Source organism: Halobellus marinus, assembly GCF_032113415.1.
GTDB lineage: Archaea > Halobacteriota > Halobacteria > Halobacteriales > Haloferacaceae > Haloquadratum > Haloquadratum marinus.
Genome location: NZ_CP134946.1, coordinates 317,694 through 343,504, shown reverse-complemented (window position 1 = coordinate 343,504; position 25,811 = coordinate 317,694). Strand labels below are relative to the sequence as shown.

Genomic DNA, 25,811 nt, shown 5'->3' with positions numbered 1-25,811 from the left:
ACAAGTGGTACGCCAAGAGGTGTGAGTAGACACTGTAGGGGAACCCTAGTTGCAGACTGTACTGAAGGATTCCTGTTTGGTGTAGGAAACCTTCTATGACACCTCTTCACTGAGTGAAGTTCTGCTGGAGGTGTTTTTCAGATCCTGTTCCAACCTCAGGGTGTAATGACGGATCACTCAGGAACACACCGTCCGTGGCGTGTCGCATCAATTCTCAATTCACACCCGATCGCAGCGTTCTTCACGTTGGCAGTGACGATCTCGTGGGGACTCTGGATCCCGCTGTTCGTGGCGTTCCCCTCTGCAACGAGTGTCGTTATGATCCCGGGCGCGTTCGGCCCTGCCCTTGCGGCAGTGGCCGTGCTGCGGAGTCAGGGAAAGTCGGTTCGGACGTGGGTTGCCGATGGGGTGGACCCGCAGATCTCGAAGCGGTGGTACGGGGTTGCTCTGGGGTTGCCACTCGGGCTGGCGGTCGTCCTCGGGATTGGGCTTGTGATCGGCTTGGGAGAACTGAGTACTGATCGACTTTCTCGCGCGGTAGCGATGTATCCGGTCTTGGTAGTGATTTTGTCGGTGCTGGGCGGTGGGCAAGAAGAGTTCGGATGGCGCGGATTCGCGCTCCCGCGGCTGCAAAATCGTTACGACGCCCTGACTGCGAGCGTCATCATCGGGGTTGTCTGGGCGGGATGGCACGTGCCCGCGTTCGTGTTCGAAATTCCAGGGTACACCGGGTCGTTTGCACTGTACACGCTGCTTGTCGTGGGTGTTTCGATCATCCTGACGTGGCTGTACAACCGCACGGACGGCAATGTCTTGGTGGCGATGCTGTTCCACGGCGGCATCAACGCGGCCCCGAGCGTCGGAGTGGCGTTCGTCAGTGAAAGCTCGACGGCTGCCGTATCTCCGTATCCGATCTTGGTCACCGCTGTATGGCTGGTCGCCCTTGTGCTAATGTTTCGATACGGGCACGAAGCAATTGGAAACTCAGTAGGTACCACAGTGAGACAGTTCGGGTCCTCGTAGACAGCTGAAGCTAGCTAAGGCCGAGGGCAACGACGCCGAGATACGCCCACAGATTGTTTATTTGATGCACGAGCCACGCGCCCGTGAGATTGTCGTACCGGAGCCGGAGCACAGTTAGCACGACTGCCCAACAACAGGTCACGATCACGCCAGCGACTCCCAGTAAGGCCACGTGAATCAGGCCGAACGCGAGAATCGACGCCCCGCCGGCCACGATCGGGTGCGCACCGCGGCTGAGAACGCTCCCAAGTACCAACCCTCGAAACAACAATTCCTCGGCGAACGGCGTGACGAGCACCGCTCCGAATATAACTGCGGCGACGGTCACGGGGTCGGTCAGTGTGTATTCGTAGCCGCCGATCGTGAGCCCAGCCGCACGTGTCGCAGCCGAGACACCGACGTAGAGCGCTGTACCGATCGGGAAGCCGAGGAATGCCCACGTCAGCTCGCTCTTACTCGGACGGGTGAATCGGAACACTGCGTTCCGCTCTGGCTGTCCCAGTGCGACGTATACGAGACCGACGACAAGGAGTGAGGATACGCCGTAGGTGATGTTCTTTCCGACGACACCGTACTCGCCACCAGTGACGATAGTCTGGTACCCGATGCCGAGCGCGATGGCTGCTGGAACCGGGAGTGCCGCAGCGAGAATCCCGAAGAGGAGGCGATCGTCGAGGGACGCGGCAGTGTGCCGGAGGTCGTCCTCTGGGAGAGCTTCTATCACCATCTGCGTTCACGACTAGCCGCTGACACGAGTGTTCGATAAATACCTTCAGGTGTCCGATGGTCGCGGACACGTGCCATCGTTGCCGACGGAAGTGTTTTCCTGCCAATAATTCAATGTTCGCAGGACAGATATGCACGATCTCGTCGTACACGGCGCAACGATCGTGACTGTCGATGGCAGCGACCGGATCATCGAAGACGGCACACTCGTTGTCGACGACGGGGAATTGACTGCTGTCCGACCGTCTCGGCTCGACGATGCTGATCTGCCTGCGGCGACCACGATCGACGGGACCGGGCGGATGGCGATGCCGGGTCTCGTCGACACCCACCGCCACACGGACTTCTGTCTCGTTGGTGGCTTGTTCAGCGATCTCGATCCGTTCGACGCGCTCGGCGAAGCGATCGCACTATACCACGACGACGCCGACGCACTCGGTGAGTCGTTTTTCGAGGCGAGTTGGCGGCTGGCGTGTCTGCGGCAGTTGTGCCACGGTGTGACGACGGTCAACGCGATGGACGCGTACCCGGCTCTCGGCGCGGAAGCGATCGGCGAAACCGGTCTTCGGGCCGTGATCGGCCTGGATTTCAGCGACTTGGTGATGCCCGCGACCGTCTCCGAGCAGGTCCAGGACATCGAAGAGTTCATCGCGGCATACCACGGGAGCTTCGACGGGCGCGTCCAAGCGAGTCTCGCGCCCGACGGGACCGGAGCGTGCTCACGGGAGGCGTGGGAGGCGACTGCCGAGCTCAGAGACCAGTACCCCGATCTTTGTCTCCACACCCACGCGTTCAACGTTCCGTACGGCGACGTCGTCGCCCGGGGGACCCGAGGTCAGGATCGACTCGATATGCTCGCAGAACTGGAACTCCTCGACGAGCGAACGGTCCTGGCACACTGTACCCACGCTGACACCGAGGACGTGGCACGCATCGCTGACGCTGGCGCAAGCGTCGCCCATTGTGCGAGCATCTTCAGTTACTTCCGTGCCGACAAACGGGACTGGTATCCGGTCGGTGCCTTACGCGACGCCGACGTGTCGATCGGCCTCGGCCTCGACGATCCGGGGTGGTTCGGCACCTGGGACCTGTTCCGGGAAGCGAGTCGGGCGCGCCTGCTCGCCAACTACGAGTACGGCGCCCACCAGTATCACTCACGTGATCTGCTGCGGATGCTCACCATCGACGGCGCGACCGCACTCGGACTCGACGATCGGATCGGGAGTCTCGAAGTCGGGAAGCGCGCCGACCTCATCTTACTTGATGTCGAGACGGCGACCCACCAGCCGTTGTACAACCTCCCGGCGTCGATCGTCAACACTGTCACTGCCGGTGATGTCGAGACCGTTATTGTCGATGGCGAGGTACTCGTTCACGAAGGGACGGTCCGAAGCGTCGACTCGGCGACGATCACTGCAGAGGCCCGCCGTGAGTTAGCCCGGTTCCTCGCCACAACCGACTGGGGGACGACACTCGAAGGGGTATCAGCACCGGATACCAGTCTGTGGCGGCGGGTGTCACCTGTCGTGCTGGCTCGGTACGCCCGGCAGGCACTCCGTGGTGTCGGCCCCACTATCCGCGCGCGACTGTCCCCCGGCGATTGAGACTGGTGACTGCCGCCGCCTACCTCTATAACCACTGTGAGGTTCGGTCGGAGCTGTCTGCCGTTGCGTACTCATACTGATTACTCTCACTTTTTACCGCCGAGATCCACCCCCGTTGGCGGTTCTCGACGGTAAGAGGCGAGAGTAATCATTATCAGCGCTTGTGCACGCGCATTCGGACGTCCTCGGCGGGTTGCAACGTCAACTCCATATTCACGTCCGGGGTCGGTGAACTCACCAGTTCGAGGTCGACACGGCGGGCGAGGATCGGGATGATGTGTTTCAGTTCCATCATCGCAAAGTGCATTCCAATACACTGGTGTGGACCACCGCCGAACGGGAAGTACGCAAAGTCCGGGCGCCGGTCGCTGCGTTCAGGAGTAAAGCGGGCGGGCCGGAACTGTTCGGGCGCGTCGAACCACCGGTCGTCAGTGTGAACAGTGAACTGCGGGAGCAGGACTTTCGTCCCTGCCGGGATCCGGTACCCGCCGAGTTCCGTCTCTTCGACAGCCTCCCGAAACAGCATCCCCGCCGGCGGGTACAGTCGTAGTGCTTCCTTCGCGACCCGCTCGGTCACCGTTAACTCAGAGAGGTCCGCAGCCGTTGGCGGTCCATCCAGTGCGGTCCCGGCTTCGGTCTCGACTCGATCCTGCGCGTCCGGATGAGTAGCGAGTAACAGCCACGTGAAAGTCAGGGCCATCGCGGTCGTTTCGTGGCCGGCGATGAGGAATGTGATCAGGTGATCGTGGATTTCGTCGTCGCTCATCGAGTACTCGTGATCGTCCTCCTTTTCGAGCATCATCGTCAGGAGGTCGTCGTACTGGTCCGGGTTCGCCCGTCGCTCCGCGATGAGCGTGTCGACTGTCGAGTCGAACGCGTCCATCGCTTTTGAGTACCGACGGTTCCCGTGTGTCGGAACCCACGACGGCAGTAGCATCTCGACGGCGCTCAGCCCACTCAGATCAGCAAGTGCCTGGAGTTCGTCGGCAGCGTCGGTAATCACCTGTCTGCGTTCTCCGAGGTCGAAGTCAAACAGCGAGTTCGTCAAGATCGAAAGCGTCAGACGGGAAAATTCCTCGTTGATACTGATTTCCGCGCCGTCGTCCCACTCTGCGATCAACTGTTCTGTGGCGGTGACCATCGCCGAACTAATCCCTGCTAACCGGTCGAGCCCGAACATCGGCTGGAGGAAATGTCGCTGCTTTTTCCACTCTTCCCCGCGAGTGAAAGTGAGTCCTTGCGGGGCGATCTCGTAGTCGAGGAGGTCTTTGAGTTCATCGAAGTTCCACCGCTCGTAGGTGCTCTGTCCCAGTAGGACCTCGCCGATGTAGTCGGGGTGGAATACTGCGACGGCGTCGATCCGCGGAAACTCACAGTGGACGATATCCCCGTACTCCGCTAATTCGTCGAAAAACCCCATCGGCTGCCGCACGTATTGGTGCGTGTTCCCGAGGACTGGAAGCCCGTCTGGTCCCGGTGGTAACTCCTCGGTATCTCTGGCCGAACCCGTATCCGTGTCACCATCTGCCATATAAATGTATATGATTTGTCACCAAATGAATTTTTTCCGACCCACAACTGCCACCGGATCGTTCCGACGGGCGTTATCAAGGGTTGCCCGTTGGTCACAAGGACGGGGTGAACGCCGCAAGTCTGCCCCTGACGAGTTTGGCTTCACCTTTCTGGAGGTGTTCACTCGCCGTGTTCGGCGCACAGCCCAACTCGTCTGCGACATCGGCGTGTGTGTCCTCTCGCGGCGTGTCGTAGTATCCTAACTCGACAGCTGTCTGAAGCGCTTCCTGTTGGCGGTCGCTCAGCGTTGTTGCCGGGTTTACGTCGGCGCTCCTGTACGGGCACAGCAAGTTAGAACCGTGTCATCTCGGAACTACTCTCCGTCGTCGCTCCCCCGTTCGGCGATCATCCGTGCGGCCAGATCCATCCAGTCCCCCCGGAGGATCCCCGACGCCGACGATCCCGAGTCGCGGAGCACCCGCCACGCCGAGTCCGAGCGTCACCGACAGGAGGATGTTGAGCCCCGTCGCGCTCCCGTTGACCAGCATCGGCGTGCGCGTGTCGCCGGTGCCCTGCAGCGCGCGAGCGCCGACGAAGCCGACGATCCGCATCGGCGCGGCCGCGAAGATGATGGCCAGGTAGCGCCCCCCAGTCGGACCACCGCCGATTCGGCGCCGAGGCCGTCGATCAGGAACTGACTGAACAGCAGGCCGACGACGACGAGCGGGAGTCCGCAGAGCGGGCCGACGAGGAGCGCCTGCGTGACGGCTCGGTCCCGGGTGACGTCCGATCCGCGGCCGGTCTCCTGGCTGGACAGCGCGATGGCGCCACTGCCGAATCCCATCCCCACTCTGAGCGGGATTCGGGAGTAGAGGTCTGCGAGGCCGATCGGGGGCGACCGCCGCCGGAGAAAAAAGCCGGTGACGAGGATATCGACCGTCCGCATCAGCGTGTTGAGCGTCTGCTGGACGGCGACCGGCCACCCGAGCGACACCGTCTGTCTCCAGACCGCACGGACCCCGTTACCGGGTCGGAACAAGGCCAGAAGCCGGTTCACGGACCGTGGAGAAATAGTTTCCGCGTCGATCGCCGATCACGGATTCACCCGCCCGGACCGTCCCGGAGACGGGCCTCACCCGCCGCGCCCCGGAGACGGGCCTCACCCGCCGCGCCCAGAATACCCCTTGGACCGTCGAGACTCACTCCAGGAGCGACTCGCCGGTCATCGTCTCGGGCTGTTCGAGATCCATAAGCTCCAGCATCGTCGGTGCGATATCCGGAAGCGAGCCACCGTCCCGAACCGTCCGGCCGCCGTCGTCGCCGTCGGGGGTCAGGTAGATCAACGGCACCGGATTCGTCGTGTGCGCGGTGTGGGGGTGTTCCTCGGTCCCCATATCGTCGGCGTTGCCGTGGTCGGCGGTGATGAGAACGTGGCCCCCTGCCTCCTGGATAGCGGGCACCAGCCGGCCGACGCCATCGTCGACGGCTTCGACGGCCTGTATCGCTGCCTCGAAGTCGCCGGTATGGCCCACCATATCGGGGTTCGCGTAGTTGAGTACGAGCGCGTCCGGGTCGTCGGCCTCGATCCGGTCGATCGCGGTCTGTGTCACCTCGGGGGCACTCATCTCCGGTTTGAGATCGTACGTGGGGACGTCCGGACTCTCCACGATACACCGGATTTCGCCATCGAACTCGACCTCGCGGCCGCCGTTGAGAAAGTAGGTGACGTGGGCGTACTTCTCGGATTCGGCGATTCTGAGCTGCGTCTTTCCGGCCGCCGCGAGCGCCTTGCCGAGCGTCTGTTTGGGCTCTTCCGGGGGGAACGCCACCGGGAGGTCGAACGTCTCGTCGTACTCGGTCATCGTGACCACCCGCGTCTCCGGCGGCGACGTCTCGACGGGCCACTCGGGATCGATGTCGGCGAGCATCCTGACGAGCTGGCGCGCTCGGTCCGGGCGGAAATTGAAGAAGAGGACCGCGTCGCCGTCCGCAAGCGCGGGGGCGTCGTCGACGAGCGTCGGTTCGACGAACTCGTCGGTATCGCCGCGGTCGTAGGAGTCGCGGACGGCCGCAACGGCCGTCGGTGCTCTGTGGTCGGCTTCGCGGTTGACGATGGCGTCGTAGGCGCGCTTCGTCCGCTCCCAGTTCTCGTCGCGGTCCATCGCGTAGTAGCGTCCCGAAACGGTGGCGACGTCGCCTGTGCCGTGCTCCTCGACGACCGCTTCGAGGGTTTCGAGGTACTCTTCGCCGCCGTACGGGTCCGTGTCGCGACCGTCGGTGAACGGATGCGAGACGGCGTCGACGCCGCGGTCGCCGGCGAGCTCGATCAAGGCGTGGAGGTGGCCCTGCTCGGAGTGGACGCCGCCGTCACTGAGGAGCCCCATAAAGTGAACGCGGCCGCCGGTCTCCTCGACGTGATCGAAGACGGAGGCTATCGCCTCGTTCGTCCGGAAACTCCCGTCTGCGATGGCGTCCTCGATGCGGGTGTACGCCTGCTTGACCACGCGCCCGGCGCCGATGTGGAGGTGGCCGACCTCGCTGTTGCCCATCTGTCCCTCGGGCAGGCCGACGCGGCGCCCGGAGACGTCGAGCGTCCCGTACGCGCCGGCCTCGGCGTACCGATCGACGTTCGGCGTCGACGCCGCCTTCACTGCGTCGCGTCGGTCGTGATCCCCGAGACCCCACCCGTCGAGGATGACCAGCGCTGCTTGCATACCTGTCGCAAGGTCGACCGAGGGTGAATAGCCTTCGCTTCACCCCGGTCGCGCCCAACTTGGCCGTTTGGCCTCGTCGACGAAGTCGCGCCCCGACGCGACACCTTCTTTCGGCTTCCCGCCGTCCTCCGAGGCGATGGCCGACGACCGCGGGATGGGGGACGGGCGTTCGGAGCGCGGCAGTGACGAGCGTTCGGAGCGCGGCGCGGACGCGGGTGAGGAAAGCCGGTGGGCGCGACTCCGACGCCCGATCCCCGAGCGCTGGGTGCAGTACTACCTCGGCAACGGCGCGAGTCTCGGCTGGCTTTTGATCGTCGACGCGGCGGCGTTCCTCCTCGGCGTCAGCTTCTACGTCCACTCCGATCCGTCGCTGGGCGACATCAGCGCGCTCGCCTATCCGCTCTTCGGCGATTCGCCGACGGCCCTGGCGCTCGCGACGCTGTCGGTCGCGACGCTGCTTCCCAACCTCGGGCGCCCCGTCACGGAGGCGCCGTCGAATCGCGTGCTCGCAGTCCTGCATACGCTCGCGTTCGTCTGGCTCGTGAAGTACGGGCTCTGGACCGCCATTGCGCTGAATCTCCGTCCGGACCTCTACGTCGGCTTCACGCCGGCACTCCTGTGGGAGTACTGGGTCATACTCCTCACGCACCTGCTTTTCCTCGTGCAGGCCGCGCTGATCCCGTACTACGGGGAGACGTCGCGAGAGGCGCTCGTGATGGCGCTCCTTCTGCTGCTCGTCAACGACGTCTTCGACTACGGACTCGGCCTCTATCCGCCGCTCCGCTACGAGGCGGGGGCACTTCTGGCGGCGATCACGGTCGCGCTCTCGTTCCTCGCGGTCGGATACGCCGCGCGGGCTTTCGACAGCCGTGAGTCACAGTAGGCGGAGACGGCGCGGGCCGGGAGCCCCGAAATACGGAGCTATTTTATATCTTGAAGGTTTACCTTCGGTTATGGACTCTGCGGTGCTCCTGGATCTCCTCGGCAACGAGAACAGGCGGCGCATCCTTCGACTTCTCTCGCATAAGCCCTGTTACGTCACCGAGATCAGCGAGTACCTGGGGGTCAGCCCGAAGGCGGTCATCGACCACCTGCGACGGCTGGAGGAGGCCGGACTCATCGAAAGCCGGACCGACGAAAAGCGGCGGAAGTACTTCCACATCGCGCGGAACCTCCGTCTCGAGGTGAGCGTCTCGCCGTACCGGTTCGGCGCGAAGAGCGCCTATCCAGCCAGCCGAAGCCTCGATATGCGGGGGCGGTGTGAACACATCTCGATCGACTTCCCGGCCAGCGAGGACGACGCCGAACCGAGCGCGGCCAGAGATGCTCCCGAGGCTGCAGTCGATGAACCCGAAGATCACGCCGACGTCCCGGAAATCGAGGGCCAGCGCATCAAGGCCAACGGCGGCGCCGAGAAAGCGGATCCGAACGACGTCGCCGCGCTCGCCCGCGAGTACGCCTACCTCGAAGACGTCGAGAGCGAACTCTCCCTGGCGCAACGGTGGGTGCACGGTCGCGTGACCGACATCCTCGATAGCCTCTCCGAGCGGTTGGGCACCGAGGCCGACAGCCGATTTCACGCGGAGGTTCTCGCAGCCATCGTCCGCGATGCGCGGAGCGCCCGCGAGGTGGCCCGCGAACTCAACGCCAGCCCCGAACGGGTCGAGACCGCCCTGGATCGGCTCGCAGAGCGCGGCCTCGTGGAATACGAGGGATCGCGCTGGCGAATCGCCTGAGACGGAACCAGATCACGCCGGCGAATCGCCTGAGACGCAACCGGGTCGGAGACGCGAATGCAGGGGACAGAGCGCCCTCGGGAACGCGGACGCACAAACTACCCTTTGAGCCTCCACGAAGTACTTGCACGTGCCCCATCGAGTACGGATATGCATCGACGGACGCTCCTGGTCGGGCTGGGTGTCGGAACGCTTTCGATCGCTGGGTGTCTCAGCGGCGCCGACGAACCCGGCGCGAGTGGAACGACCCCCGGCGATACAGCAACCGAGCACTCGGAAACGGCGACAGACGCCTCACCCGGTACCGACGACGGGAACGCACGCACCGACCTCCCCAGCGAGTGTCCGACGTCGCAGGACCTCGATGTCGAGTGGCCTACGGAACTCGACGAATCGACCGTCGAACCGTTCGTCGAGGAGTACGAGGACGCCTACTACCGCGAGGTCGTCGTCGAGTACGAACCCGAGTCCCAACTCGACGAATACGACCTGGCGGGGAGCGTGAGCGGGTCGCCCCGAGCGGCCGGTGATGGCTGGATCCTGCAGTACGCCGGAGGAGGTGGCGTCTATCGGCCGACCCTGCTCGGCGGTGCGACGCCCGCCGAGGCGCCCGACGGCGTCGAACCGATTCCGATCGCCGAAGTCGACGACGAGCGGGTCGTCGACACGCTCGAAGCCGCCGCCGAAACGGGGGAGGCCGAGTTCCACGTCGACACGCCCGGCGAGGAGGTCGACCGCTACGTGGACCTCTTCTCGTCGCTCTCGTCAGACTTCTATCTCTCGGGACCGGGCGACAGCGACACGCTGTACTTCGACGTCGACGGCACGACGGTCGAACTCTCGGTGACGGCGACCAACTTCCACGGCGACTACGCGTGGGAGGCGTGGTACTACGTCGACGAGCAGGTCGTCCGCCGGGCGGACGACGACGAGACCGATCCTCGCGAGGGTACGCTGCTCGAATGTCGAAGCGTGGAGTAACGCAAACCAGGACGAATGCAAACTAACGCGTGGAGTGACACAAACGAGGACGAACGCGAGAGTGACACAAACGAGGACGAACGCGAGAGTGACACAAACGAGGACGAACGCTAAAAACTACCACGCCCGCGCAGTGCGCACGCGGACAAATAGCCCGTTCAGATCTCCCGCGTGAGCCCGTCCCGGAGGTCGCGACCGAAGTAGTGACCGGCGAGTGCGGCGAGCACACCGGCCCCCGTGCCGATCCCAGCGATGGCGAGGCCGTAGTCGGCCAAGACGCCAATCGCGACCGGCGCAAAGAGGCTCGTGAGCGTTCCGATCACGAACGCGACGCCGGCGGCGATCGCACCCGCCAGCGCGACCTCGAAATACCGGCCGCGGGAGCCGACGAGGCCGACCACGAAGGCAGCGAGAAAGAGGCCGACGAACTGGCCGATCGACCCAACGAGCGGGATCGACCCACCGGCAACGGTACCGAAAAGCAAGAGCGCGAGGACGACGAGGAACGACCGGAGCGAAAACGAGGGGAAGAGCCCCCGGAGTCGGCCGCCGTTCTCCGTCGTCTCCGCAGCAGTTCCTTCGCCGGTGGCGGCCGCGGAGCCAGCCCGGTCGTCGATCCCGTCCACGTCGTCGAGCAGTGACGACGGGTCGACCCGCTCGGTCCGTTCCTCCTCGTTCGAGCGCTGCATACAGATACACTGTGCCCAGCGGCCCTGACTCTTGTGCCTCATTATCAGTGGCCGTCGGTCCCCGACGCGCCCGCCGCGAACGAGTGGATTCAAGTCCGCGCCACCGGTACCCGGAGGTATGAGCCCGGGAGACCGTGTCCGCGTCGAGCGCGCGGACGTCACGAACGAGGGCGTCCTGATGCCCTCCTCGACGCCTGAGCAGATCGTCGTGAAACTCGACGGAGGGTACAACGTCGGCCTCGATCGAGCCGAAGCGGAAGTCGAGGTCCTCGAGTCGGACGTCTACGACGTCGAGTCCGCACAATCCGAATCCGACGCCTCCGAGATCGCCTTCGACGACGAGCTGCCGACGGTGTCGCTCATCTCGACCGGTGGGACGATCGCCTCGACCGTCGACTACCGGACCGGCGCCGTGACGGCCCAGTTCGACGCCGAGGACGTGCTGCGGGCGGTCCCGGACCTCGCGGGCCGGGCCAACTACCGCGGCCGCGTGGTCGCCAACATCCTCTCGGAGAATATGACGCCAGCCGTCTGGCGCGACCTCGCCGAGGCCGTCGCCGAGGAGATCCGGGCCGGCGCCGACGGCGTCGTCGTGATGCACGGGACCGACACGATGCAGTTCTCCGCGTCGGCACTGTCGTATATGCTCGATACACCCGTACCGATAATCTTCACCGGGAGCCAACGCTCCGCGGATCGGCCCTCCTCAGACAACGTGATGAACGCCGTCTGTGCGGTCGAGGCCGCGAAGGCCGACGCCGCGGAGGTGCTGGTCTGTATGCACGCCTCGACGTCGGACGACGTCTGTGCGCTCCACCGGGGCACGCGCGTCCGCAAGAACCACACCTCCCGGCGGGACGCCTTCGAGACCGTCGGCGCGGAACCGCTCGGGACCGTCGACTACGACGCGGAGGAGGTCGAATTCCGACGCGAGTACACCGAACGCGACGCCGACGACCTCGCCCTCGATCCGGACCTCGACGAGAACGTCGACCTGCTGAAGTTCACGCCGGGGATGGACGTCGACCGCTACGGGGCGATCCTCCGCGAGGCCGACCTCGACGGTCTCGTCGTCGAGGGAACCGGACTGGGCCACGTCCACACCGACCTCATCCCCGTTCTCGGAGACCTGGTCGACGACGGCGTCGTCGTCGCGATGACGAGCCAGTGTCTCGAAGGCCGCGTCTGCGACCGCGTCTACGACACCGGCCGCGACCTCCTCGACGCGGGCGTCGTCGAGGCGGGCGACACCCTCCCGGGCACGGCGAAGGTGAAACTGATGTGGGCGCTCGAAAACCTCGACAGGCCGGAAGCGGCGATGGAACGCTCCCTCGCCGGCGAGCTACAGGAGCGATCGGTTCCCTGGACGTAGGCCATCGTCCCGGGAAAACGCTCGGGCGACAACCGACACCTGATTTCCGCAGAAATGACAGATCACCAATCCACGTCGACTGCGACTGCCTCGACCGAAACAGAGAGCCCGACGCACGTCTGTGACGTCTGCGGTCGCGCGTTCCACGCAGAGGAACTGCTCGTGTTGCACCGCGGGGTCAGGCACCCGAGTGACCTCGACGAGACCGAACGGCAGGCGTACCGCGAGGCCTATGCGGCCGAAGAGCGGGAGATCCGCTCGTTTCGGATTCGGGCGCTTTTCGTCCTAGTGATCCTGTACTTCGGCTTCCTCCTCCTGTATGTGTTCTATGCCTCCCCGTGAGGACACACGCCGCAGGCGTGCGGCACTGTGGCTCGGACGGCTCGGAGCGGTCGCGTTCGCTGTTGTGGGCGTTCTCGTCCTCGCACGCGGGGTGGCCGCAAGCAACGCTGCCGTCGGGCTCTCCGACGCGTCGCGCGAGGGGCTCGCGGTCCCACGGTGGCTCTACGTCGCCACGGGCGGCGCCGCGATCGGTGCCTCGGCGCTTTTGGCCGGGTTCGTGACCGATCGGCGGTTCGTCGCACGCGTCCACGAGTGGCGGGCCGACCTCGGCACCGACGGGCGATTCCGGCGAGTCGGCGGCGCGTTCGCGGGCGTCCTCGGGGTCGTCCTCCTCGCGCTGGTCGTCTACCGCGGGATCGACGGGCCACAGCTCGCGACGATCAATTTCGCGGTCGTGGTCGCCTTCGCCGGCGGACGCGCGGGCCTGACGATGGCGGCGTACGCCGTCGGGAACGTCTGGCCGGCGCTGAATCCGTTCCGGACCATCGCCGCACGGCTGCCGACCGGACTCCTTGCGTATCCCGACCGGTTCGGCCGGTGGCCCGCTGTCGCCGGGATCCTCGTTCTCGTGTGGATCGAGACGACGACGGGAATCACCGACAGCCCAGCCACGCTGGCGTGGGTCGTCGTCGGCTACACGGTCGTGTCCGTCGGCGGTGCGATCCTCGTCGGTAGCGACACCTGGTTCCGGAACGTCGATCCGATCGCGACGTTCTTCCGGTTCTACGGACGGGTCGCACCACTCTCGTGGGAGGATGGGCGACTCCGCGCGTCGCTACCGGCGATGCGTCTCGTCGAGCGCGAGGGCGGCGGGGCAGTCGACGAGACTGACGGTGGGTCCGGCTCGAATCTGCTCGTCACCGGTCTCGACGACGTCGGCGTCGCAATCGCGCTGATCTGGGAACTCACGTTCAGCGGGTTCGTCACGACGGAACAGGGCGCCGCGGCGATCCGTACCGTTGCTGGGCTCGGCGTCCCACCGATGCTCATCTACGTAGTGCTCTTTCTCGGTGGTTTCGGGCTCTTCTACGGCGCGTACATCGTCGCGGCACGGGTCTCGGTGCGTCGAATCCGCACGACACGGACCCCCCGGGAACTCGCGGTCGCCTTCGCGCCGTCACTGCTCGTCATCGCCGCGGGCTACCATCTCGCGCACTACTTCGGCTTCTTCCTGTCGCTGTCGCCATCGCTTCTGGCGGTGCTCGCCGCGCCGCTTTCGGCGCCGACGAATCCCGTCGTCCTCACGCTGCCGGCGTGGGTCTCGGCGCTGAACATTGCCTTCGTCCTCGGCGGCCACCTGGTGGCGATCTGGGTGGCGCATTCGACCGCCTACCGGCTCTTCCCGAGTCGGCTCCAGGCGATCAGGAGCCAGTACCCGTTCGTGCTCGCGATGATCAGCTACACAGTCGTGAGCCTGTGGCTGGTGTCGCTGCCGACGGCCTCGCCCGCGTTCATCGGCTGATACTGAACTCTCTTCGCTTCCCGCCGAGCGTAAGGCACTTGTCGCCGCGTCCACTCCGCGTTGTGGGATGCTCCTCGCAGGAACCGTCGTCGCCGATCCAGGGACCGTCCACGACGAGGGCGCAATCGTGATCGACGGCGATCGGATCGCGGCCGTGGGACCGCGCGCTGGTCTCGAAGACGCCTATCCGGATCAGCCGGTCCGGGAGTTCGACCTGCTCGCCCCGGGACTCGTCGGCGGACACGTCCACTCCGTCCAGAGCGTCGGCCGCGGGATCGCCGACGACACCGCGCTGCTGGAGTGGCTCTTCGAGCACATCCTCCCGATGGAGGCGTCGCTCGGCGCCGAAGAGATGCGGACCGCCGCGGAACTCGGCTACCTCGAACTCCTCGAGAGCGGGACGACGACCGCCATCGATCACCTCTCGGTCCGCCACGCCGGGGAGGCGTTCGAGGCCGCGATCGATCTGGGGATCCGCGGGCGACTCGGGAAGGTGCTGATGGACAAGCGCGCACCCGGGGGACTACAGGAGGACACTGACGAGGCCCTTGCGGAGACCGAGCGGCTGCTGCGGACGTACCACGGCGCCGCCGACGATCGGATCAAGTACGCGGTCACCCCCCGGTTCGCTGTGAGTTGTACGGAATCGTGCCTCCGTGGCGCCCGAGAGATCGCCGACCGCCACGAGGACGTCCGCATTCACACCCACGCCAGCGAGAACCACGACGAGATCGAGACGGTCGAAGAAGATACCGGACTGCGGAACATCGAGTGGCTCGACGAGGTCGGGCTGACTGGCGAGGACGTCGTGTTGGCCCACTGTATTCACACGAACGAGCGCGAGCGCGACATCCTCGAACGGACGGGGACGCACGTCACCTACTGCCCCTCCTCGAATATGAAACTCGCCTCCGGGATCGCGCCGATCGTCGACTACCTCGACCGCGGGATCGACGTCGCGCTGGGCAACGACGGGCCGCCCTGTAACAACACGCTCGACCCGTTCACGGAGATGCGACAGGCTAGCCTCCTCCAGAAGGTCGACCGTCTCGATCCGGAGGTCACGCCCGCGGCTGTCGTCTTCGAGATGGCGACCCTCGGCGGCGCTCGCGCGGCCGGGTTCGACGACGTCGGAGCACTCCGCGAGGGATGGAAGGCGGACGTGATCGCACTCGATACCGACGTGACCCGCGCGACGCCGATGTACGATCCGCTCTCGCATCTGGTCTTCTCGGCCCACGGCGACGACGTCACGTTCACGATGGTGGACGGCGACGTCGTCTACGATGAGGACTTCGGCGGCTTGCAGACCGGCGACGCCGCGGCGATTCGGCGGCGAGCCCGACGCGTTGCGGACGGTCTCACCGAGTGACGAATTCGGCTGCCTTCCGTGACTGACTCTTGCTCTACCGGCGGGACAAGGTGAGTGCCTTGGGGCTTGACCCCGAGGGTGAAACAGACACTATTATGACATAAGCCACCGTATCTTATAGCACAGTTGCGACGTGGGTTAAAGACCTTAATCCGAAGCAACTGCGCGCAGTTGCAGAGAAATGCGACACCTCTCAAAACCCACGCCGAAGGCGTGGTGCGACGGGTGTTGTCGGGCGAGGTGGAGTCGCCGACCCTCACGGACGCACCGGGCGTTCGGGTGTTAATTTCAACCGACCCGTTTCGGGGAGGCCGAGGGGAATTAAATTCGCCTGCGTCTGTCCGTCCGTTTCTGGACGACACAGACAAAACGGTGAAGCCTCGGGGCTTGTCCCGAGGTACTTCACGCGGGGTCGTGCTTCAATCGGTAGCCCTCCTCGGTTCGCCGCAGGTCGTCGACGACGCGGAGACGGATATCCCGCTCCTGTCGCGTCCGCACTGGAACGTCGTAGTGCGTGGCTTCGTACTCGAAGTCGGTCCCCTCGGCGCGTTCGGCCGCGACGAACTCCCGGTGGGACGCGAGACGGTCCGCGGTGACGCGACGGGAGCGTTCCGGGACCGTCTCGACCCGCACATCGAGTTCCGCGAGGACGTCGGCGTCGAGTTCGTACCCGACGGAGTTGCGGCCGGCCACCATCGCCGCGAGTGTGGTCGTGCCCGTCCCCAGGAACGGATCGAGGACGGTGTCACCGTAGACCGAGTACATACAGACGAGTCGGTAGGGGATCTCGAACGGGTAGGCCGCGGTGCGGTCGCGGACCTCGCGCTGCTCCGAGCCCTGATCGGAGCCGTCGGTGGCTCGTGAAGGCCGGTCCGCGTCGCGGGCCTGCCGGGCGCCGCCCACGTCGGTCCAGACGTCGGAAAACCAGCGGTTGCGCTCCTCCCAGAAGTACGCCGCCTCGTAGCGGCGCGTCGCGTTCGGCTCGAAGGATCGGCTCGACTCGCCGTTGCGGAAGAGGAGAATGTACTCGTGTTCGAGCGTCACGTAGGCGTTCGGTGGCACCATCCCGCTGCCCATAAACTTCGCCGCGCCGTTGGTCGGCTTCCGCCACAGCACGTCGGGCAGCGGATCGAACCCCAGCGACTCGAACGCCTCCGTCACGCGGGCGTGGTTCGGATAGACCCGGAAGCGACCGCCGAGACTGCGGGTCGCGTCGCCGACCACGACCGCTGCGATTCCTCCCGGCGCGAGCACGCGCTTGACTTCCTGCCAGACCGGATCGAGGACGTCGTGCATCGCCTCGAACGCGCGCTCGCCGTCGGCCTCATCGAGCGCCGCCGCCACCCCCTCGGAGCGCTCGGCGAACTGCTGGTCCCACAGTTCGATCATCGGATACGGCGGCGACGTGACGACCAACTCTACCGCGTCGTCGTCGACCGCCGCCATCTCGCCCGCGTCGCCGACGTAGGTTCGGTGGCGGGTCTCCACAGGACCGAGTGTGTGCCGACGGGTCTAGAGACTGTCGATTCTCAGGAACGTTGGTCGTGGTCGTCGGTGGATGAGCGGTACTCGTCGCCCTTTTGGAGGGTCGACGGCCTTCATCGACCGCAACGGGGATAAGCCTCCACGGAAATCAAGATAGCGCGTCGACGAGTCGGTCCCGAAGCGGCTCTTTGGCCGATTCTTCCTGGAGGTTCAACGCCGGACAGCCGGCGAGTTGCTCGACGAGGTCGATACCGGCCGATGTGTTCGTCGCGATTCCTGCCACGAGGTCGGGAGCGCAGTCGAACGCCTCTTCGATTCCGATGACAGCGTACGGATCCGAAGCACAGAGGAGGGTGAACGCGACCTGCTCTTCCACCAGATCGACCGCAGCGGCGCCGTTGTACGGTTCGAGCGGACTGGCCCCGACCTCGGCGACGATCACATCGGCATCCTGTAACTCGTCGAGAACGCCGCCGATCGCAGTCCGGAACCGCCGTTCGGGGACGATAGTCGTCGGCAACCCCCCGTCGACGAAGTCGTAGATGGGATCGGCGCCTGCCACTTCCATCGACAGCACATCTTCGTAGGTGCCCGCGCCGGTCAGTTTGCAGGCCGCGACCCTGTAGCCTTCCTCGACGAGGACGCGGGTCACCACGCGGCCGGTCATCGTCTTCCCGGCAGACATACTCGTGCCGAGAACCAGGACGACTGGCGTCGAAAGCGTCGGCGAATCGGCCCCCAGCCCGTAGTCAGCCATCCGAGCGACGGTACCGTCGACGACGACGTGACCCTCGTATTCGACCTCTACCGGCGTCAGCGTGAATGGGGAGGCGGACGTGAGCCGACCGAGCACGCCGCCGCCGGTCAGGACGTGCATACGACCGTCCGAACCCACGTCGCGCCAGTCCCCGACCAGTTCGCGGGTCGCTTTGCGGGTGCCAAGCGCGCCGACGATGGTTTCACCCTCCATCAACTCGACGCGGCGGCCCCGTGGATTTTCGACCCGGACGTCGGGCGCTGGTCGCTCTGTGACGCGGGCGAACACGTACTCGCCGGCCGCCCACTGCTCTCTCGCGCGTGGTTCGACCTCGTAGGACCGCGCTTCGAGGTCGGCGATTCGTGTGACCGATGTGTGGACGTCAGCGTTCATCGTTTCCTCCCAGTTCACGGTGCGGATCAGCCGGCAGCGGTTCGTCGAGCAGACAGGCCGAAAGCAGCGCGACCCGGTCGACGAGCGCGTCGAGTTTCACGTACTCGAACTCCTGGTGGGCGCCGTCGCCGACCGCGCCGAACCCGTCGATAGTGGGGGCGTGCTGGCTGGCGTCGTTGCCGTCGCTGGCGCCGCCGGAGTGGGTTCCTTCCAGTTCGAGACCGAGTCGCTGACCGACGTCAGTGACGCGCTCCCAGAGGAGTCGATTGCCCGGCGTCTGTTCCATCGGCGGCCGGCCGAACCCGCCCTCAACGGTGAGTTCGGTGCCCGGCAACGTCGCCTCCAGGGAGCGAATCTCCGCGGCGACGGCGTCTGCGGCGTCCGCAGTCGGCGCGCGGACGTCGACCTCTGCGCGGGCTTTCGGGGCGACCACGTTCGAGCGCAGGCCCGCCTCGACTTGGCCGACGTTCACCGTCACGCCCGAGTCGATATCGGTGAGGTTGTGCAGCCTATGGATGACGGTGCCGAGTTCCTCGGTCGCGCTTGCGCCCTCCTCCGGTTCGAGGCCGGCGTGGGCGGCCTTCCCCTTGATGGTGACCGTGAAATGGCCGACCGCCTTGCGGGCGATCTTGATCTTTCCCTCCGGGCCGCTTGCCGGTTCGAGGACGAACACGCGGTTGGCCTTCCGGGCGAGGTCGGCGATGCGGGCTTTCGACTCCGGACTCCCGATCTCCTCGTCGCTCGAAACCAGCACGTGTACCGGCAGCGACGGCGAAAGCGACAGTGCGTCGAGCGCCCGAAGCGCGAACACGAGCTGAGCCAACCCCCCCTTCATATCGAGTGCGCCCGGACCTTCGAGGACGTCTTCGCGAATCTCCGGGGGGTTGTTTTCGACAGTCCCTAGCGGCCAGACGGTGTCGGCGTGGCCGAGCACGAGCTGCACTTCTCCGTCGGGGTCCGGCGACCACGCCTCCAGTCGACCGCCCGTCTCCTCGCCCGGGGCGCGTTCGGTCTCTAGGCCGATCGCAGCGAGGTCGTCGGCCAGTCGGTCGAAAAACCGGTCGAAGGTCTCCGGCGCCTCCGACGGTGTCTCGGTCTCGACCAGGTCCAGAAGGTACGCCGAGAGCGCCTCCCGATGCTTTTCGGCCCACGTCTGAAGCGCTCGGTCGGTCGCCGGCGACTCTCCCGTGGCAGTCATCGGTGAAAGCCCTCCGGGAACGGGAACGCCTGTGAGTCGTCGACCTCCGCGAAGCGATCCGGGTAGAGGTACGCAAGCACCGGCGCGCGTTCAAGCAAGGTCTCCGGTTCGACGTCGTCAGATCTGTACGCGTCGCTGTGGACGTGTTTGCCGACGGTTTTGCCGACGACGAGTCCAGCGTCGCCGAAGTCGTCGACGATGCGGTCGAGTTCGAGCTCCAACACCCCATAGGCGTCCTCTACGGCCGGCGCGTCGACGGTGTCGGCGGCCACCGTCTCGACTTCCGTTAATGTCGGTTTGTCGCCGGATGCGTCCCGGGGAGCAGCGGCCAGGCTAGCGTCGAGGACGTTCTCGGGCCGGGGATAGCTGACGGTGAACTCGCCCGTCCGCTGGACGTTCCGGTAGGTGCTATGTTCCGGTGTGCAGACGAAGCCGAAATACTCCGACCATCCGAGCGGGAACGCGATGTGCTTGGGCGCCAGGTTTTCGGTGCCGTCCTGCTCGCGCGTGCCGACGATGACCAGCGGCGAGGCAGTGTACAACGCCTCGAAGAACGGCTGGTCCGGCTGCAGGGTGACGAGGTCCGAGTCCTCTGTGAGGGTCATCTGTCTCGTTCTACTACTGCATCAATCGGAAAACCGATTTCGGTCGGTGAGCCTTCGCCGAACCGGTTTGTTGTCGGTTTCGATCGAGGAGCGGCCGCCGGCCCGTGTCGGTCTTCCTATCGGACGGATCGCTCGCCATCGGCCTCGTCGAGCGCCGCCACCGCCTCGGAGCGCTCGGCGAACTGCTCGTCCCGCAGTTCGATCATCGGGTACGGCGGCGACGTGACCACCAACTCTACCGCGTCATCGACCGCGGCCATCTCGCCCGCGTCCCCGACGTAGGTTCGGTGGCGAGTCTCCACAGGACCGAATGTGTACTGACGGGTCTAGAGACTGTCGGTCCTCGACGGGTTCGTGCCCCGGAGGGCGGCGACCGCGCTCGATCAGGAGTTCCCGGCCAGCCGGGTTCCGATTATGCGTATCGGACAAACGCGTGGATCAGCGCGCGCGGCCGAACTTCGATCCGGTCCAGAGACAGCAGTTCCGAGAGCAGACCAGGCGCGGCCTCCCTCCCGGCGACAGCGATGACCGTCGTTCCGACCCGTATCTCGGCAGTCAGGTCGGCCTCCGAGAGCACACGGGAGAGCGCCGGGAGCCTGTCGTGTTCACTTCGCAGCAGGCGAACGCCAGCCCCCAGGGACGGGAGTTGGACCCGGATCCGGTCGTCGACGGTACCGACAGTGATATCGATACCGTCGATCGACACCGACAGATCGGCCGTGACACTGAGACTGGGACCGTCACGGGCGAGACGCTCGACAGTCGATACCAGGTCACCGCTCGCCGCCACGATCACTCACGCTCGTGTGTCGTGATGCGAACCGTTCCGTCGACGTGCCAATGTGCGTGTTCGGCGTCCTCACCGACCTTGCTCGGAACGGCCACGTCCATATCCTCGAATTCGTACACGATTTCCGCTCCGCGACCGGTCAGTCTGTCGTACAGACCGATAGCTAACTCGGGCCAGGACGTGGTCTCGTCGATTTCCGTGTGAGATTCAGTTTCACTCATAGGGCATACTATGCGACGTCGACTCTTATACCTATGGTCCGTTCGGGCCCCGATCGGCGGACTCTCGTGGGGATAGCTGATGGTCTTTTGCGGACGTGCTCGGCCAGGCGTAAACTACAGTCGCAACGGAACTGCCCCTGATTCAAATCCCTCCATAGGCACTGCACCGCTCACTTCGTTCGCAGAAACGGATGCTCGGTCAGGGATTTGAACCCTGGTCCTCGGCTCGAAAGGCCAAGATGATTGGCCGGACTACACCAACCGAGCCTGCATTTTGTCTTGACGGGCAGACTCGTTTAAATATTCCGTTACGGGGGCAGTGCGACACTCGTTCGCGCACGCTCGCCGTCCGCACCGCGGGTGGGTTTCACGCCGCCGTCGGCGCGATCACTGCCCCTCGAATTCGGGCTCGCCGTCGCCCATAAACGCGGTCATTCCCGCCATCAGATCGTCGGTGTCGAACAACAGCCCGAAGGACTGCGACTCCACGTCGAGTCCGGCGTCGAAATCGTCCCAGCCGCGGTGCATCGCGCGTTTCGTGTACCGCTGTGCGATCGGCGGCCCGGCGGCGAGGTCCCGTGCCCACTCGAAGGCTCGCTCCTCGAGGTCGCCGTTGTCGGTCACTTCGTTGATCAGGCCGTAGTCGGCCATCGTCTCGGCGTCGTAGCGGTCCGCGGTGAAGATGATCTCCTTGGCGCGGCCCATTCCGACGATCCGCGGGAGGCGGACGGTCCCGCCCCACCCCGGGAGGAGACCGAGGTCGTGCTCGGGTTGGCCGAACTCCGAACGCTCCGAGGCAATCCGGAGATCCGCGCCCAGCGCCAGTTCCATCCCGCCGCCGAGACAGTAGCCGTCGATGCCGGCCACAACCGGGAGGTCCGACGATTCGAGACGCCCGCACGTCTCCTGGCCCAGCCGGGAGATGTCGGCGGCGCGGTTGGCGTCGCCCGCGCCGCCCGCCATCGCCTGGATGTCAGCGCCCGCGGAGAACGCCTCGTCGCCCGTGCCCGTCACGAGGATCGTACGGACCGAATCCGACTCCTCGAATCGCTCGACGATGTCGACTACTTCCGTCAGAAGCTCCTCGGTGACCGTGTTCATCCGGTGGGGGCGGTCCAGTTCGATGTGCCCGACCCGGTCGCAGACCGAGATCCGGAGCGTCTCGTAGTCGTCCGTAAACTCGGCTTCACTCGCCTGAGCCGACTCCTGTGCACCAGAAGCGTCGGTATCGGCTCCGTCGTCCGCGGCGCCGTGGAACGACCGCCCGGCGTCTGCGAGTTCGCGGAGGTACGGGTCGGCTTCGTAGCGTGCCGCCCCCGTCTCGGCGTGCCGCTCGTCGAGCACGTCGAGCAGGTCCGAAAGCCCCGCCTGGTCGACCATCTTTGCGGGTCCGTCAGGCCAGCGAGCGCCGAGTTTCACCGCCGTGTCGATCGCCGCCGGATCCGCGACATCGCCGCCGACGAGGGCAGCGACTTCGTTGGCGAGGACGGCCTGCAGGCGCTCTTTGATCTCCTCACGAGTCTCGTCGGAGGGCACCTGCGCGCCGTCCCCGTCCTCGTACTCGTAGAACCCCGTGCCGGTCTTCTGACCGAACTCTCCGGCGTCGACTTTCGCCGCGAGCAACGGACACGGTTCGTAGGCGTCGCCGAGTTCCTCGTGCAGGTATTCGAGGACGTGATACGCGACGTCGATCCCGACCTGATCTGCGAGCTCGAAGGCACCCATCGGGAGTCCCAGGCCGTACTTCGTCGTCGAATCGACCGCTGCCATCGTCGCCTCGTCGGTATCGACCAGCCAGGCCGCCTCGTTCAGAAGCGGCACGAGCACGCGGTTGACGATGAACCCGGGGCTGTCCCGGTTGACGCGGACCGGCGTCTTATTCATCGATTCGGCGAGATCCTCAATTAGGTCCAGGGTCTCCTCGCTCGTGGCCGCGCCAGCGACGACCTCGACGAGGTCCATCCTGACGGGCGGATTGAAGAAGTGCATCCCGCAGAACCGCTCGGGTCGCTCCGTCACGTCCGCCAGTTCCGTAATCGACAGGCTGGAGGTGTTCGTCGCGAAGACCGTCCGGTCCGGCGCGACCGCCTCCAGGTCCTCGTAGACCTCCCGTTTGATCTCCATCCGCTCGGGCACTGCCTCGATCACCACGTCGGCGTCGGCGACGGCATCCCCCAGATCGACGTGCGTCTCGATCCGATCGAGTGTCGCGTCCGCCTCCTCGCGATCGATCCGGCCGTTTTCGACGAGTTTGTCGAGCGACCACTCGATCGACTCATAGCCCTCCTGGACGAGATCAGCTTCGATGTCGCGGAGCGTGACCTCGTACCCGGCGAGGGCGGCGACCTCGGCGATCCCGTGGCCCATACTGCCCGCGCCGAGAACCGCGACGGCGTTGACATCGTCGATGTCCATACCGGCGTGACGGCGGCTCGCTCTTTCAACGTTTCTGTCACCCGGGCTGGAAAACTCACGCGCCGTTTATCGCGCAGTCAGTCGACCGCGCGCCAGAGATACCGGCTCGCGTAACTCCGATACGGCCGCCACCGGTCGGCGTGCTCCACCATCGCCGCCCTGTCGCCGTCGTCGTATCCGTACAGTTCAGCCATCCCCGTCCGGATTCCGAGATCCTCGATGGGGAACACGTCGGGACGGCCGAGCACGAAGATGAGGTACATCTTCGCCGTCCAGGGGCCGACGCCCCGGATCTCCGTCAGCGACTCGATGACCGCGTCGTCGGTTTCGTCGCGCAGTCCGGCCCGGGTCAGGTCGCGATCCTGAAACGCCGCGGCGACGTTGCGGACGTACTCGACTTTCTGCCCGGAGAGCCCGACCTCGCGGAGAGTCGACTCGTCGGCCGCGAGGATGCTCGCGGGCGTCACCTCGACGCGGTCGAACAGGCGCTCGCGGATCGCCGCCGCGGAGTCGACCGAGAGCTGCTGGTTCACGATTGCGACGACGAGACGCTCGAACGCGTCGTCGGCCGTACCGATCGACAGTTCCCCGTGCTCGTCGACGAGCGGTCCCAGTTGCGGATCGGTCCGTACCGGTTCCATCAGTCTCTCGTCGCACCGGCGGAGAGAAAGGTGCGTCGTTCGGGCGGCCGTCAGGACTGAGATCGCTCCTAGGGGTCGAAGATCTCAGTCTCGCGGTCCGCGGAGCCGTCTTCGATCCCGGATTCGATATCCGAGAGCGGGTCCGTCGAGCCGACCTGCGATTCTATCGTATCGAGCAGGTCGTCGACCGCGGATTCCACCCGCCCGGAGCGGCGTTCGACCATCGCCCGGATCTCCGAGCGCTCGTACTCGATATCCGCATCGATCGTCTCGTAGGCCCTCGCGATGCCAAGGAGTTGTGCCTCGAAGGCGGTGCAGGCCGCGCCGACGAGTTGGCTCCGGAACTGTTCCCGGGAGCCCGGATCGTGATCGGTGCCGACGTGGTTTACGTAGGAGAATACAGCGTTACGGACGGCGTTTTCGATGAGCGCCTCCAGGATCCCGTCGAGTTTCGACTCCAACTCCTCGTTCATAGTAGCCATCTGTCAGAGAGCGAACTTAACAGTTTACACGACAGCGCCGAGGTTCTGTCGGGCGAGGTCAGAGCGGCACCGCTGCCGAATCTGTCGAAAACCACGTGTGCTCTTTCCACGCTACCGCCGACCCCAAACCCGACGATATTTTGCTCTCTCCGACGAACGGAGGGTATGGGGGAATCGGGCGAGACGGCCGATCGGGACCAGTCCCCGGACGCGGACGCCGCTGCGTCGTCCGAGCAGGTCACGATCGGGCGTCCCGACGTGGGCGTCGTCGACGCCCTCGTGGACCTGTGGGTTTCACTCGCGGGCGATCAGCGCGCACACGACTCGCACATCCTGCCGACGGAGAACCGGAGTCTGGTCCGCGAGACGCTCGCCCGCCAGGTCGTCGCCGACGGCGTCCGGATCGCCCAGTCCGGCGACGAGGTCGTCGGATTCGTCAGTTTCGATCTCGAACGCGGCTCCTTCGAGCAGGACGCGACCCGGGGCGTCGTCCGCAACGTCTACGTCCGCCCCGAGTACAGAGGCCGGGGAGTCGGGACCGACCTGATGGATGCTGCCGAGGACACACTGCGTGCGGCGGGCGCGAGCGTCGTCTCGCTGGAGGCGATGGCGGGGAACGACCGCGCCCGCGCGTTCTACCGCGATCGGGGCTATGCGCCCCACCGGATCCAGTTCGAGAAGCGGGTTCGCAGCGGCGACGAGATGGATGATGAATCCGGCGAGACGTCGTCCGACCCGTCCGCCGAAAACGACACACACTCAAAGGAGGACTGAATACGTCGACGCAGGCCAGGGGAGCATGGGCGGTTCATGCACTCGACTTGTAATCGAGACTTCGTGGGTTCAAATCCCACCCCTGGCTCGTCTCGGGTTTTTCGGCTCCCGCCTGCGACCCCCGCGTGGTGGATCGCTGCGGTTTTCGTAACGGCTTTGCCGTGGCCACCCAACACCCCGGTATGGACTGGCCACACGACCCCGACGGTGAGAAGGGCTCCGAGGGTAGACGCAAGTACGGCCACGCGGTAATCGCAAAGAAGGTCGACGAAGAGGAGGACTTCCCGCTCTCGACCGCCGAGTTCGTCGCGGAGTACGGGGACCATCCCGTCAGACTCGACTACGAGCGGGTCGTCTCCGTCGCGGAGATCTTCGAGCACATCGAGGAGGAGGAGTTCGCAGATTTCGTCTCGTTCCACAAGGCCGTCGGAAAAGCGATGCGCGAGAACGGCTACTGGTTCTACGAGGGCGCCGAGGAGTTCGTCGACGCGTCGGAAGCCTGACTCTGTCGAGCGCG

Annotated in this window: 26 protein-coding genes, 2 tRNA genes and 1 pseudogene; 12 read left to right on the top strand and 17 right to left on the bottom strand. The window is 65.4% G+C overall.

What is annotated here, in order from left to right; genetic code table 11:
• Window positions 1-165: 165 nt before the first annotated feature.
• Window positions 166-1,023 carry a CPBP family intramembrane glutamic endopeptidase gene (locus RJT37_RS01755; protein ID WP_313687271.1) on the top strand — a complete coding sequence of 286 codons (858 nt, stop codon included), beginning with the start codon at window positions 166-168 and terminating at the stop codon, window positions 1,021-1,023.
• Window positions 1,024-1,033: 10 nt separating this feature from the next.
• On the opposite strand, the gene RJT37_RS01750 is transcribed toward RJT37_RS01755, so the two are convergent.
• Window positions 1,034-1,750 (bottom strand): CPBP family intramembrane glutamic endopeptidase, encoded by a 717-nt coding sequence (locus RJT37_RS01750; RefSeq protein WP_313687269.1) that lies wholly within the window; start codon window positions 1,748-1,750, stop codon window positions 1,034-1,036.
• Between the two features lie 130 nt (window positions 1,751-1,880).
• On the opposite strand from RJT37_RS01750, the gene RJT37_RS01745 reads away from it, so the two are divergent.
• Window positions 1,881-3,353, top strand: coding sequence for an amidohydrolase family protein (locus RJT37_RS01745; RefSeq protein ID WP_313687268.1), 1,473 nt, complete (start codon window positions 1,881-1,883; stop codon window positions 3,351-3,353).
• 154 nt (window positions 3,354-3,507) lie between these two features.
• Here RJT37_RS01745 and RJT37_RS01740 read toward each other — a convergent pair whose 3' ends face one another.
• The 4 genes and pseudogenes from RJT37_RS01740 to gpmI form a co-directional block, all read right to left on the bottom strand.
• Window positions 3,508-4,884, bottom strand: coding sequence for a cytochrome P450 (locus tag RJT37_RS01740; RefSeq protein WP_313687266.1), 1,377 nt, complete (start codon window positions 4,882-4,884; stop codon window positions 3,508-3,510).
• A 94-nt stretch (window positions 4,885-4,978) separates the two neighbouring features.
• Window positions 4,979-5,215, bottom strand: coding sequence for a helix-turn-helix domain-containing protein (locus RJT37_RS20475; protein WP_345785376.1), 237 nt, complete (start codon window positions 5,213-5,215; stop codon window positions 4,979-4,981).
• Between the two features lie 210 nt (window positions 5,216-5,425).
• Window positions 5,426-5,709: pseudogene (locus RJT37_RS01735) on the bottom strand (MATE family efflux transporter); the annotation flags it as partial.
• A 355-nt stretch (window positions 5,710-6,064) separates the two neighbouring features.
• Window positions 6,065-7,579 (bottom strand): 2,3-bisphosphoglycerate-independent phosphoglycerate mutase, encoded by a 1,515-nt coding sequence (gpmI, locus tag RJT37_RS01730; RefSeq protein ID WP_313687264.1) that lies wholly within the window; start codon window positions 7,577-7,579, stop codon window positions 6,065-6,067.
• A gap of 136 nt (window positions 7,580-7,715) precedes the next feature.
• On the opposite strand from gpmI, the gene RJT37_RS01725 reads away from it, so the two are divergent.
• The 3 genes from RJT37_RS01725 (at window position 7,716) to RJT37_RS01715 (ending at window position 10,296) form a co-directional block, all read left to right on the top strand.
• On the top strand, window positions 7,716-8,462 hold the full coding sequence (locus tag RJT37_RS01725) for a DUF1405 domain-containing protein (RefSeq protein ID WP_313687263.1): 747 nt from the start codon (window positions 7,716-7,718) through the stop codon (window positions 8,460-8,462).
• Window positions 8,463-8,532: 70 nt separating this feature from the next.
• The gene (locus RJT37_RS01720; RefSeq protein ID WP_313687262.1) at window positions 8,533-9,315 is read left to right on the top strand and encodes an ArsR family transcriptional regulator; all 783 of its coding nucleotides are present in this window, start codon (window positions 8,533-8,535) and stop codon (window positions 9,313-9,315) included.
• Window positions 9,316-9,465: 150 nt separating this feature from the next.
• Window positions 9,466-10,296, top strand: a complete 831-nt coding sequence (locus RJT37_RS01715; protein ID WP_313687261.1) for a hypothetical protein — start codon at window positions 9,466-9,468, stop codon at window positions 10,294-10,296.
• Between the two features lie 158 nt (window positions 10,297-10,454).
• Here the strand turns inward: RJT37_RS01715 and RJT37_RS01710 are convergent, their stop codons facing one another.
• Window positions 10,455-10,985, bottom strand: coding sequence for a hypothetical protein (locus RJT37_RS01710; protein WP_313687259.1), 531 nt, complete (start codon window positions 10,983-10,985; stop codon window positions 10,455-10,457).
• Window positions 10,986-11,103: 118 nt separating this feature from the next.
• On the opposite strand from RJT37_RS01710, the gene gatD reads away from it, so the two are divergent.
• The 4 genes from gatD to RJT37_RS01690 all read left to right on the top strand — a co-directional run bounded on the left by gatD (window position 11,104) and on the right by RJT37_RS01690 (window position 15,533).
• Complete coding sequence (gatD, locus tag RJT37_RS01705) at window positions 11,104-12,357, top strand: Glu-tRNA(Gln) amidotransferase subunit GatD (RefSeq protein ID WP_313687258.1); 1,254 nt, start codon at window positions 11,104-11,106, stop codon at window positions 12,355-12,357.
• A gap of 54 nt (window positions 12,358-12,411) precedes the next feature.
• Window positions 12,412-12,699 carry a DNA-binding protein gene (locus tag RJT37_RS01700; protein ID WP_313687257.1) on the top strand — a complete coding sequence of 96 codons (288 nt, stop codon included), beginning with the start codon at window positions 12,412-12,414 and terminating at the stop codon, window positions 12,697-12,699.
• Window positions 12,686-14,161, top strand: coding sequence for a hypothetical protein (locus RJT37_RS01695; RefSeq protein WP_313687256.1), 1,476 nt, complete (start codon window positions 12,686-12,688; stop codon window positions 14,159-14,161). Before RJT37_RS01700 ends, RJT37_RS01695 begins: the two co-directional genes overlap by 14 nt.
• 67 nt (window positions 14,162-14,228) lie before the next feature.
• On the top strand, window positions 14,229-15,533 hold the full coding sequence (locus RJT37_RS01690; protein WP_313687255.1) for a 5'-deoxyadenosine deaminase: 1,305 nt from the start codon (window positions 14,229-14,231) through the stop codon (window positions 15,531-15,533).
• A gap of 402 nt (window positions 15,534-15,935) precedes the next feature.
• Here the strand turns inward: RJT37_RS01690 and RJT37_RS01685 are convergent, their stop codons facing one another.
• From RJT37_RS01685 to RJT37_RS01635, 11 genes are all read right to left on the bottom strand, one after another.
• Window positions 15,936-17,021 (bottom strand): DNA-methyltransferase, encoded by a 1,086-nt coding sequence (locus RJT37_RS01685; protein WP_345785375.1) that lies wholly within the window; start codon window positions 17,019-17,021, stop codon window positions 15,936-15,938.
• A 145-nt stretch (window positions 17,022-17,166) separates the two neighbouring features.
• Window positions 17,167-18,168: a hypothetical protein gene (locus RJT37_RS01680; protein ID WP_313687254.1), complete on the bottom strand. Its 1,002-nt coding sequence runs from the start codon at window positions 18,166-18,168 to the stop codon at window positions 17,167-17,169.
• Window positions 18,158-19,366, bottom strand: a complete 1,209-nt coding sequence (locus RJT37_RS01675; RefSeq protein ID WP_313687253.1) for a M20 family metallopeptidase — start codon at window positions 19,364-19,366, stop codon at window positions 18,158-18,160. Before RJT37_RS01675 ends, RJT37_RS01680 begins: the two co-directional genes overlap by 11 nt.
• Window positions 19,363-19,971: a flavin reductase family protein gene (locus RJT37_RS01670; protein WP_313687251.1), complete on the bottom strand. Its 609-nt coding sequence runs from the start codon at window positions 19,969-19,971 to the stop codon at window positions 19,363-19,365. Before RJT37_RS01670 ends, RJT37_RS01675 begins: the two co-directional genes overlap by 4 nt.
• 116 nt (window positions 19,972-20,087) lie before the next feature.
• A complete protein-coding gene (locus tag RJT37_RS01665) occupies window positions 20,088-20,273 on the bottom strand; it encodes a hypothetical protein (RefSeq protein ID WP_313687249.1) in 186 nt (61 codons plus the stop codon).
• 110 nt (window positions 20,274-20,383) lie between these two features.
• The gene (locus RJT37_RS01660) at window positions 20,384-20,761 is read right to left on the bottom strand and encodes a hypothetical protein (RefSeq protein ID WP_313687247.1); all 378 of its coding nucleotides are present in this window, start codon (window positions 20,759-20,761) and stop codon (window positions 20,384-20,386) included.
• A 2-nt stretch (window positions 20,762-20,763) separates the two neighbouring features.
• Window positions 20,764-20,982 carry a hypothetical protein gene (locus tag RJT37_RS01655; protein ID WP_313687245.1) on the bottom strand — a complete coding sequence of 73 codons (219 nt, stop codon included), beginning with the start codon at window positions 20,980-20,982 and terminating at the stop codon, window positions 20,764-20,766.
• A 192-nt stretch (window positions 20,983-21,174) separates the two neighbouring features.
• Window positions 21,175-21,249, bottom strand: a tRNA-Glu gene (locus RJT37_RS01650).
• A 120-nt stretch (window positions 21,250-21,369) separates the two neighbouring features.
• Window positions 21,370-23,397: a 3-hydroxyacyl-CoA dehydrogenase/enoyl-CoA hydratase family protein gene (locus tag RJT37_RS01645; RefSeq protein ID WP_313687244.1), complete on the bottom strand. Its 2,028-nt coding sequence runs from the start codon at window positions 23,395-23,397 to the stop codon at window positions 21,370-21,372.
• 77 nt (window positions 23,398-23,474) lie between these two features.
• Window positions 23,475-24,038, bottom strand: a complete 564-nt coding sequence (locus tag RJT37_RS01640; RefSeq protein WP_313687243.1) for a DNA-3-methyladenine glycosylase family protein — start codon at window positions 24,036-24,038, stop codon at window positions 23,475-23,477.
• A 68-nt stretch (window positions 24,039-24,106) separates the two neighbouring features.
• Entirely contained in the window at window positions 24,107-24,511 is a 405-nt protein-coding gene (locus RJT37_RS01635; RefSeq protein ID WP_313687242.1) for a hypothetical protein, read from the bottom strand.
• Window positions 24,512-24,685: 174 nt separating this feature from the next.
• Between RJT37_RS01635 and RJT37_RS01630 the strand changes: the two genes are divergently transcribed.
• The 3 genes from RJT37_RS01630 (at window position 24,686) to RJT37_RS01620 (ending at window position 25,797) form a co-directional block, all read left to right on the top strand.
• Window positions 24,686-25,294 (top strand): GNAT family N-acetyltransferase, encoded by a 609-nt coding sequence (locus RJT37_RS01630; RefSeq protein WP_313687240.1) that lies wholly within the window; start codon window positions 24,686-24,688, stop codon window positions 25,292-25,294.
• 14 nt (window positions 25,295-25,308) lie between these two features.
• Window positions 25,309-25,382, top strand: a tRNA-Thr gene (locus tag RJT37_RS01625).
• 94 nt (window positions 25,383-25,476) lie between these two features.
• A complete protein-coding gene (locus RJT37_RS01620) occupies window positions 25,477-25,797 on the top strand; it encodes a DUF5785 family protein (RefSeq protein ID WP_313687238.1) in 321 nt (106 codons plus the stop codon).
• The last annotated feature ends 14 nt before the right edge of the window (window positions 25,798-25,811 follow it).

Coding starts and splice junctions, on each gene's coding strand:
- RJT37_RS01655 (WP_313687245.1), bottom strand. CDS start 20,982: ATGAGTGAAACTGAATCTCACACGGAAATCGACGAGACCACGTCCTGG.
- RJT37_RS01645 (WP_313687244.1), bottom strand. CDS start 23,397: ATGGACATCGACGATGTCAACGCCGTCGCGGTTCTCGGCGCGGGCAGT.
- RJT37_RS01720 (WP_313687262.1), top strand. CDS start 8,533: ATGGACTCTGCGGTGCTCCTGGATCTCCTCGGCAACGAGAACAGGCGG.
- RJT37_RS01690 (WP_313687255.1), top strand. CDS start 14,229: ATGCTCCTCGCAGGAACCGTCGTCGCCGATCCAGGGACCGTCCACGAC.
- RJT37_RS01755 (WP_313687271.1), top strand. CDS start 166: ATGACGGATCACTCAGGAACACACCGTCCGTGGCGTGTCGCATCAATT.
- gpmI (WP_313687264.1), bottom strand. CDS start 7,579: ATGCAAGCAGCGCTGGTCATCCTCGACGGGTGGGGTCTCGGGGATCAC.
- RJT37_RS01680 (WP_313687254.1), bottom strand. CDS start 18,168: ATGAACGCTGACGTCCACACATCGGTCACACGAATCGCCGACCTCGAA.
- RJT37_RS01695 (WP_313687256.1), top strand. CDS start 12,686: ATGCCTCCCCGTGAGGACACACGCCGCAGGCGTGCGGCACTGTGGCTC.
- RJT37_RS01670 (WP_313687251.1), bottom strand. CDS start 19,971: ATGACCCTCACAGAGGACTCGGACCTCGTCACCCTGCAGCCGGACCAG.
- RJT37_RS01710 (WP_313687259.1), bottom strand. CDS start 10,985: ATGCAGCGCTCGAACGAGGAGGAACGGACCGAGCGGGTCGACCCGTCG.
- RJT37_RS01715 (WP_313687261.1), top strand. CDS start 9,466: ATGCATCGACGGACGCTCCTGGTCGGGCTGGGTGTCGGAACGCTTTCG.
- RJT37_RS01725 (WP_313687263.1), top strand. CDS start 7,716: ATGGCCGACGACCGCGGGATGGGGGACGGGCGTTCGGAGCGCGGCAGT.
- RJT37_RS01700 (WP_313687257.1), top strand. CDS start 12,412: ATGACAGATCACCAATCCACGTCGACTGCGACTGCCTCGACCGAAACA.
- RJT37_RS01750 (WP_313687269.1), bottom strand. CDS start 1,750: ATGGTGATAGAAGCTCTCCCAGAGGACGACCTCCGGCACACTGCCGCG.
- RJT37_RS01630 (WP_313687240.1), top strand. CDS start 24,686: ATGGGGGAATCGGGCGAGACGGCCGATCGGGACCAGTCCCCGGACGCG.
- RJT37_RS01740 (WP_313687266.1), bottom strand. CDS start 4,884: ATGGCAGATGGTGACACGGATACGGGTTCGGCCAGAGATACCGAGGAG.
- RJT37_RS01675 (WP_313687253.1), bottom strand. CDS start 19,366: ATGACTGCCACGGGAGAGTCGCCGGCGACCGACCGAGCGCTTCAGACG.
- RJT37_RS01620 (WP_313687238.1), top strand. CDS start 25,477: ATGGACTGGCCACACGACCCCGACGGTGAGAAGGGCTCCGAGGGTAGA.
- gatD (WP_313687258.1), top strand. CDS start 11,104: ATGAGCCCGGGAGACCGTGTCCGCGTCGAGCGCGCGGACGTCACGAAC.
- RJT37_RS01640 (WP_313687243.1), bottom strand. CDS start 24,038: ATGGAACCGGTACGGACCGATCCGCAACTGGGACCGCTCGTCGACGAG.
- RJT37_RS01635 (WP_313687242.1), bottom strand. CDS start 24,511: ATGAACGAGGAGTTGGAGTCGAAACTCGACGGGATCCTGGAGGCGCTC.
- RJT37_RS01745 (WP_313687268.1), top strand. CDS start 1,881: ATGCACGATCTCGTCGTACACGGCGCAACGATCGTGACTGTCGATGGC.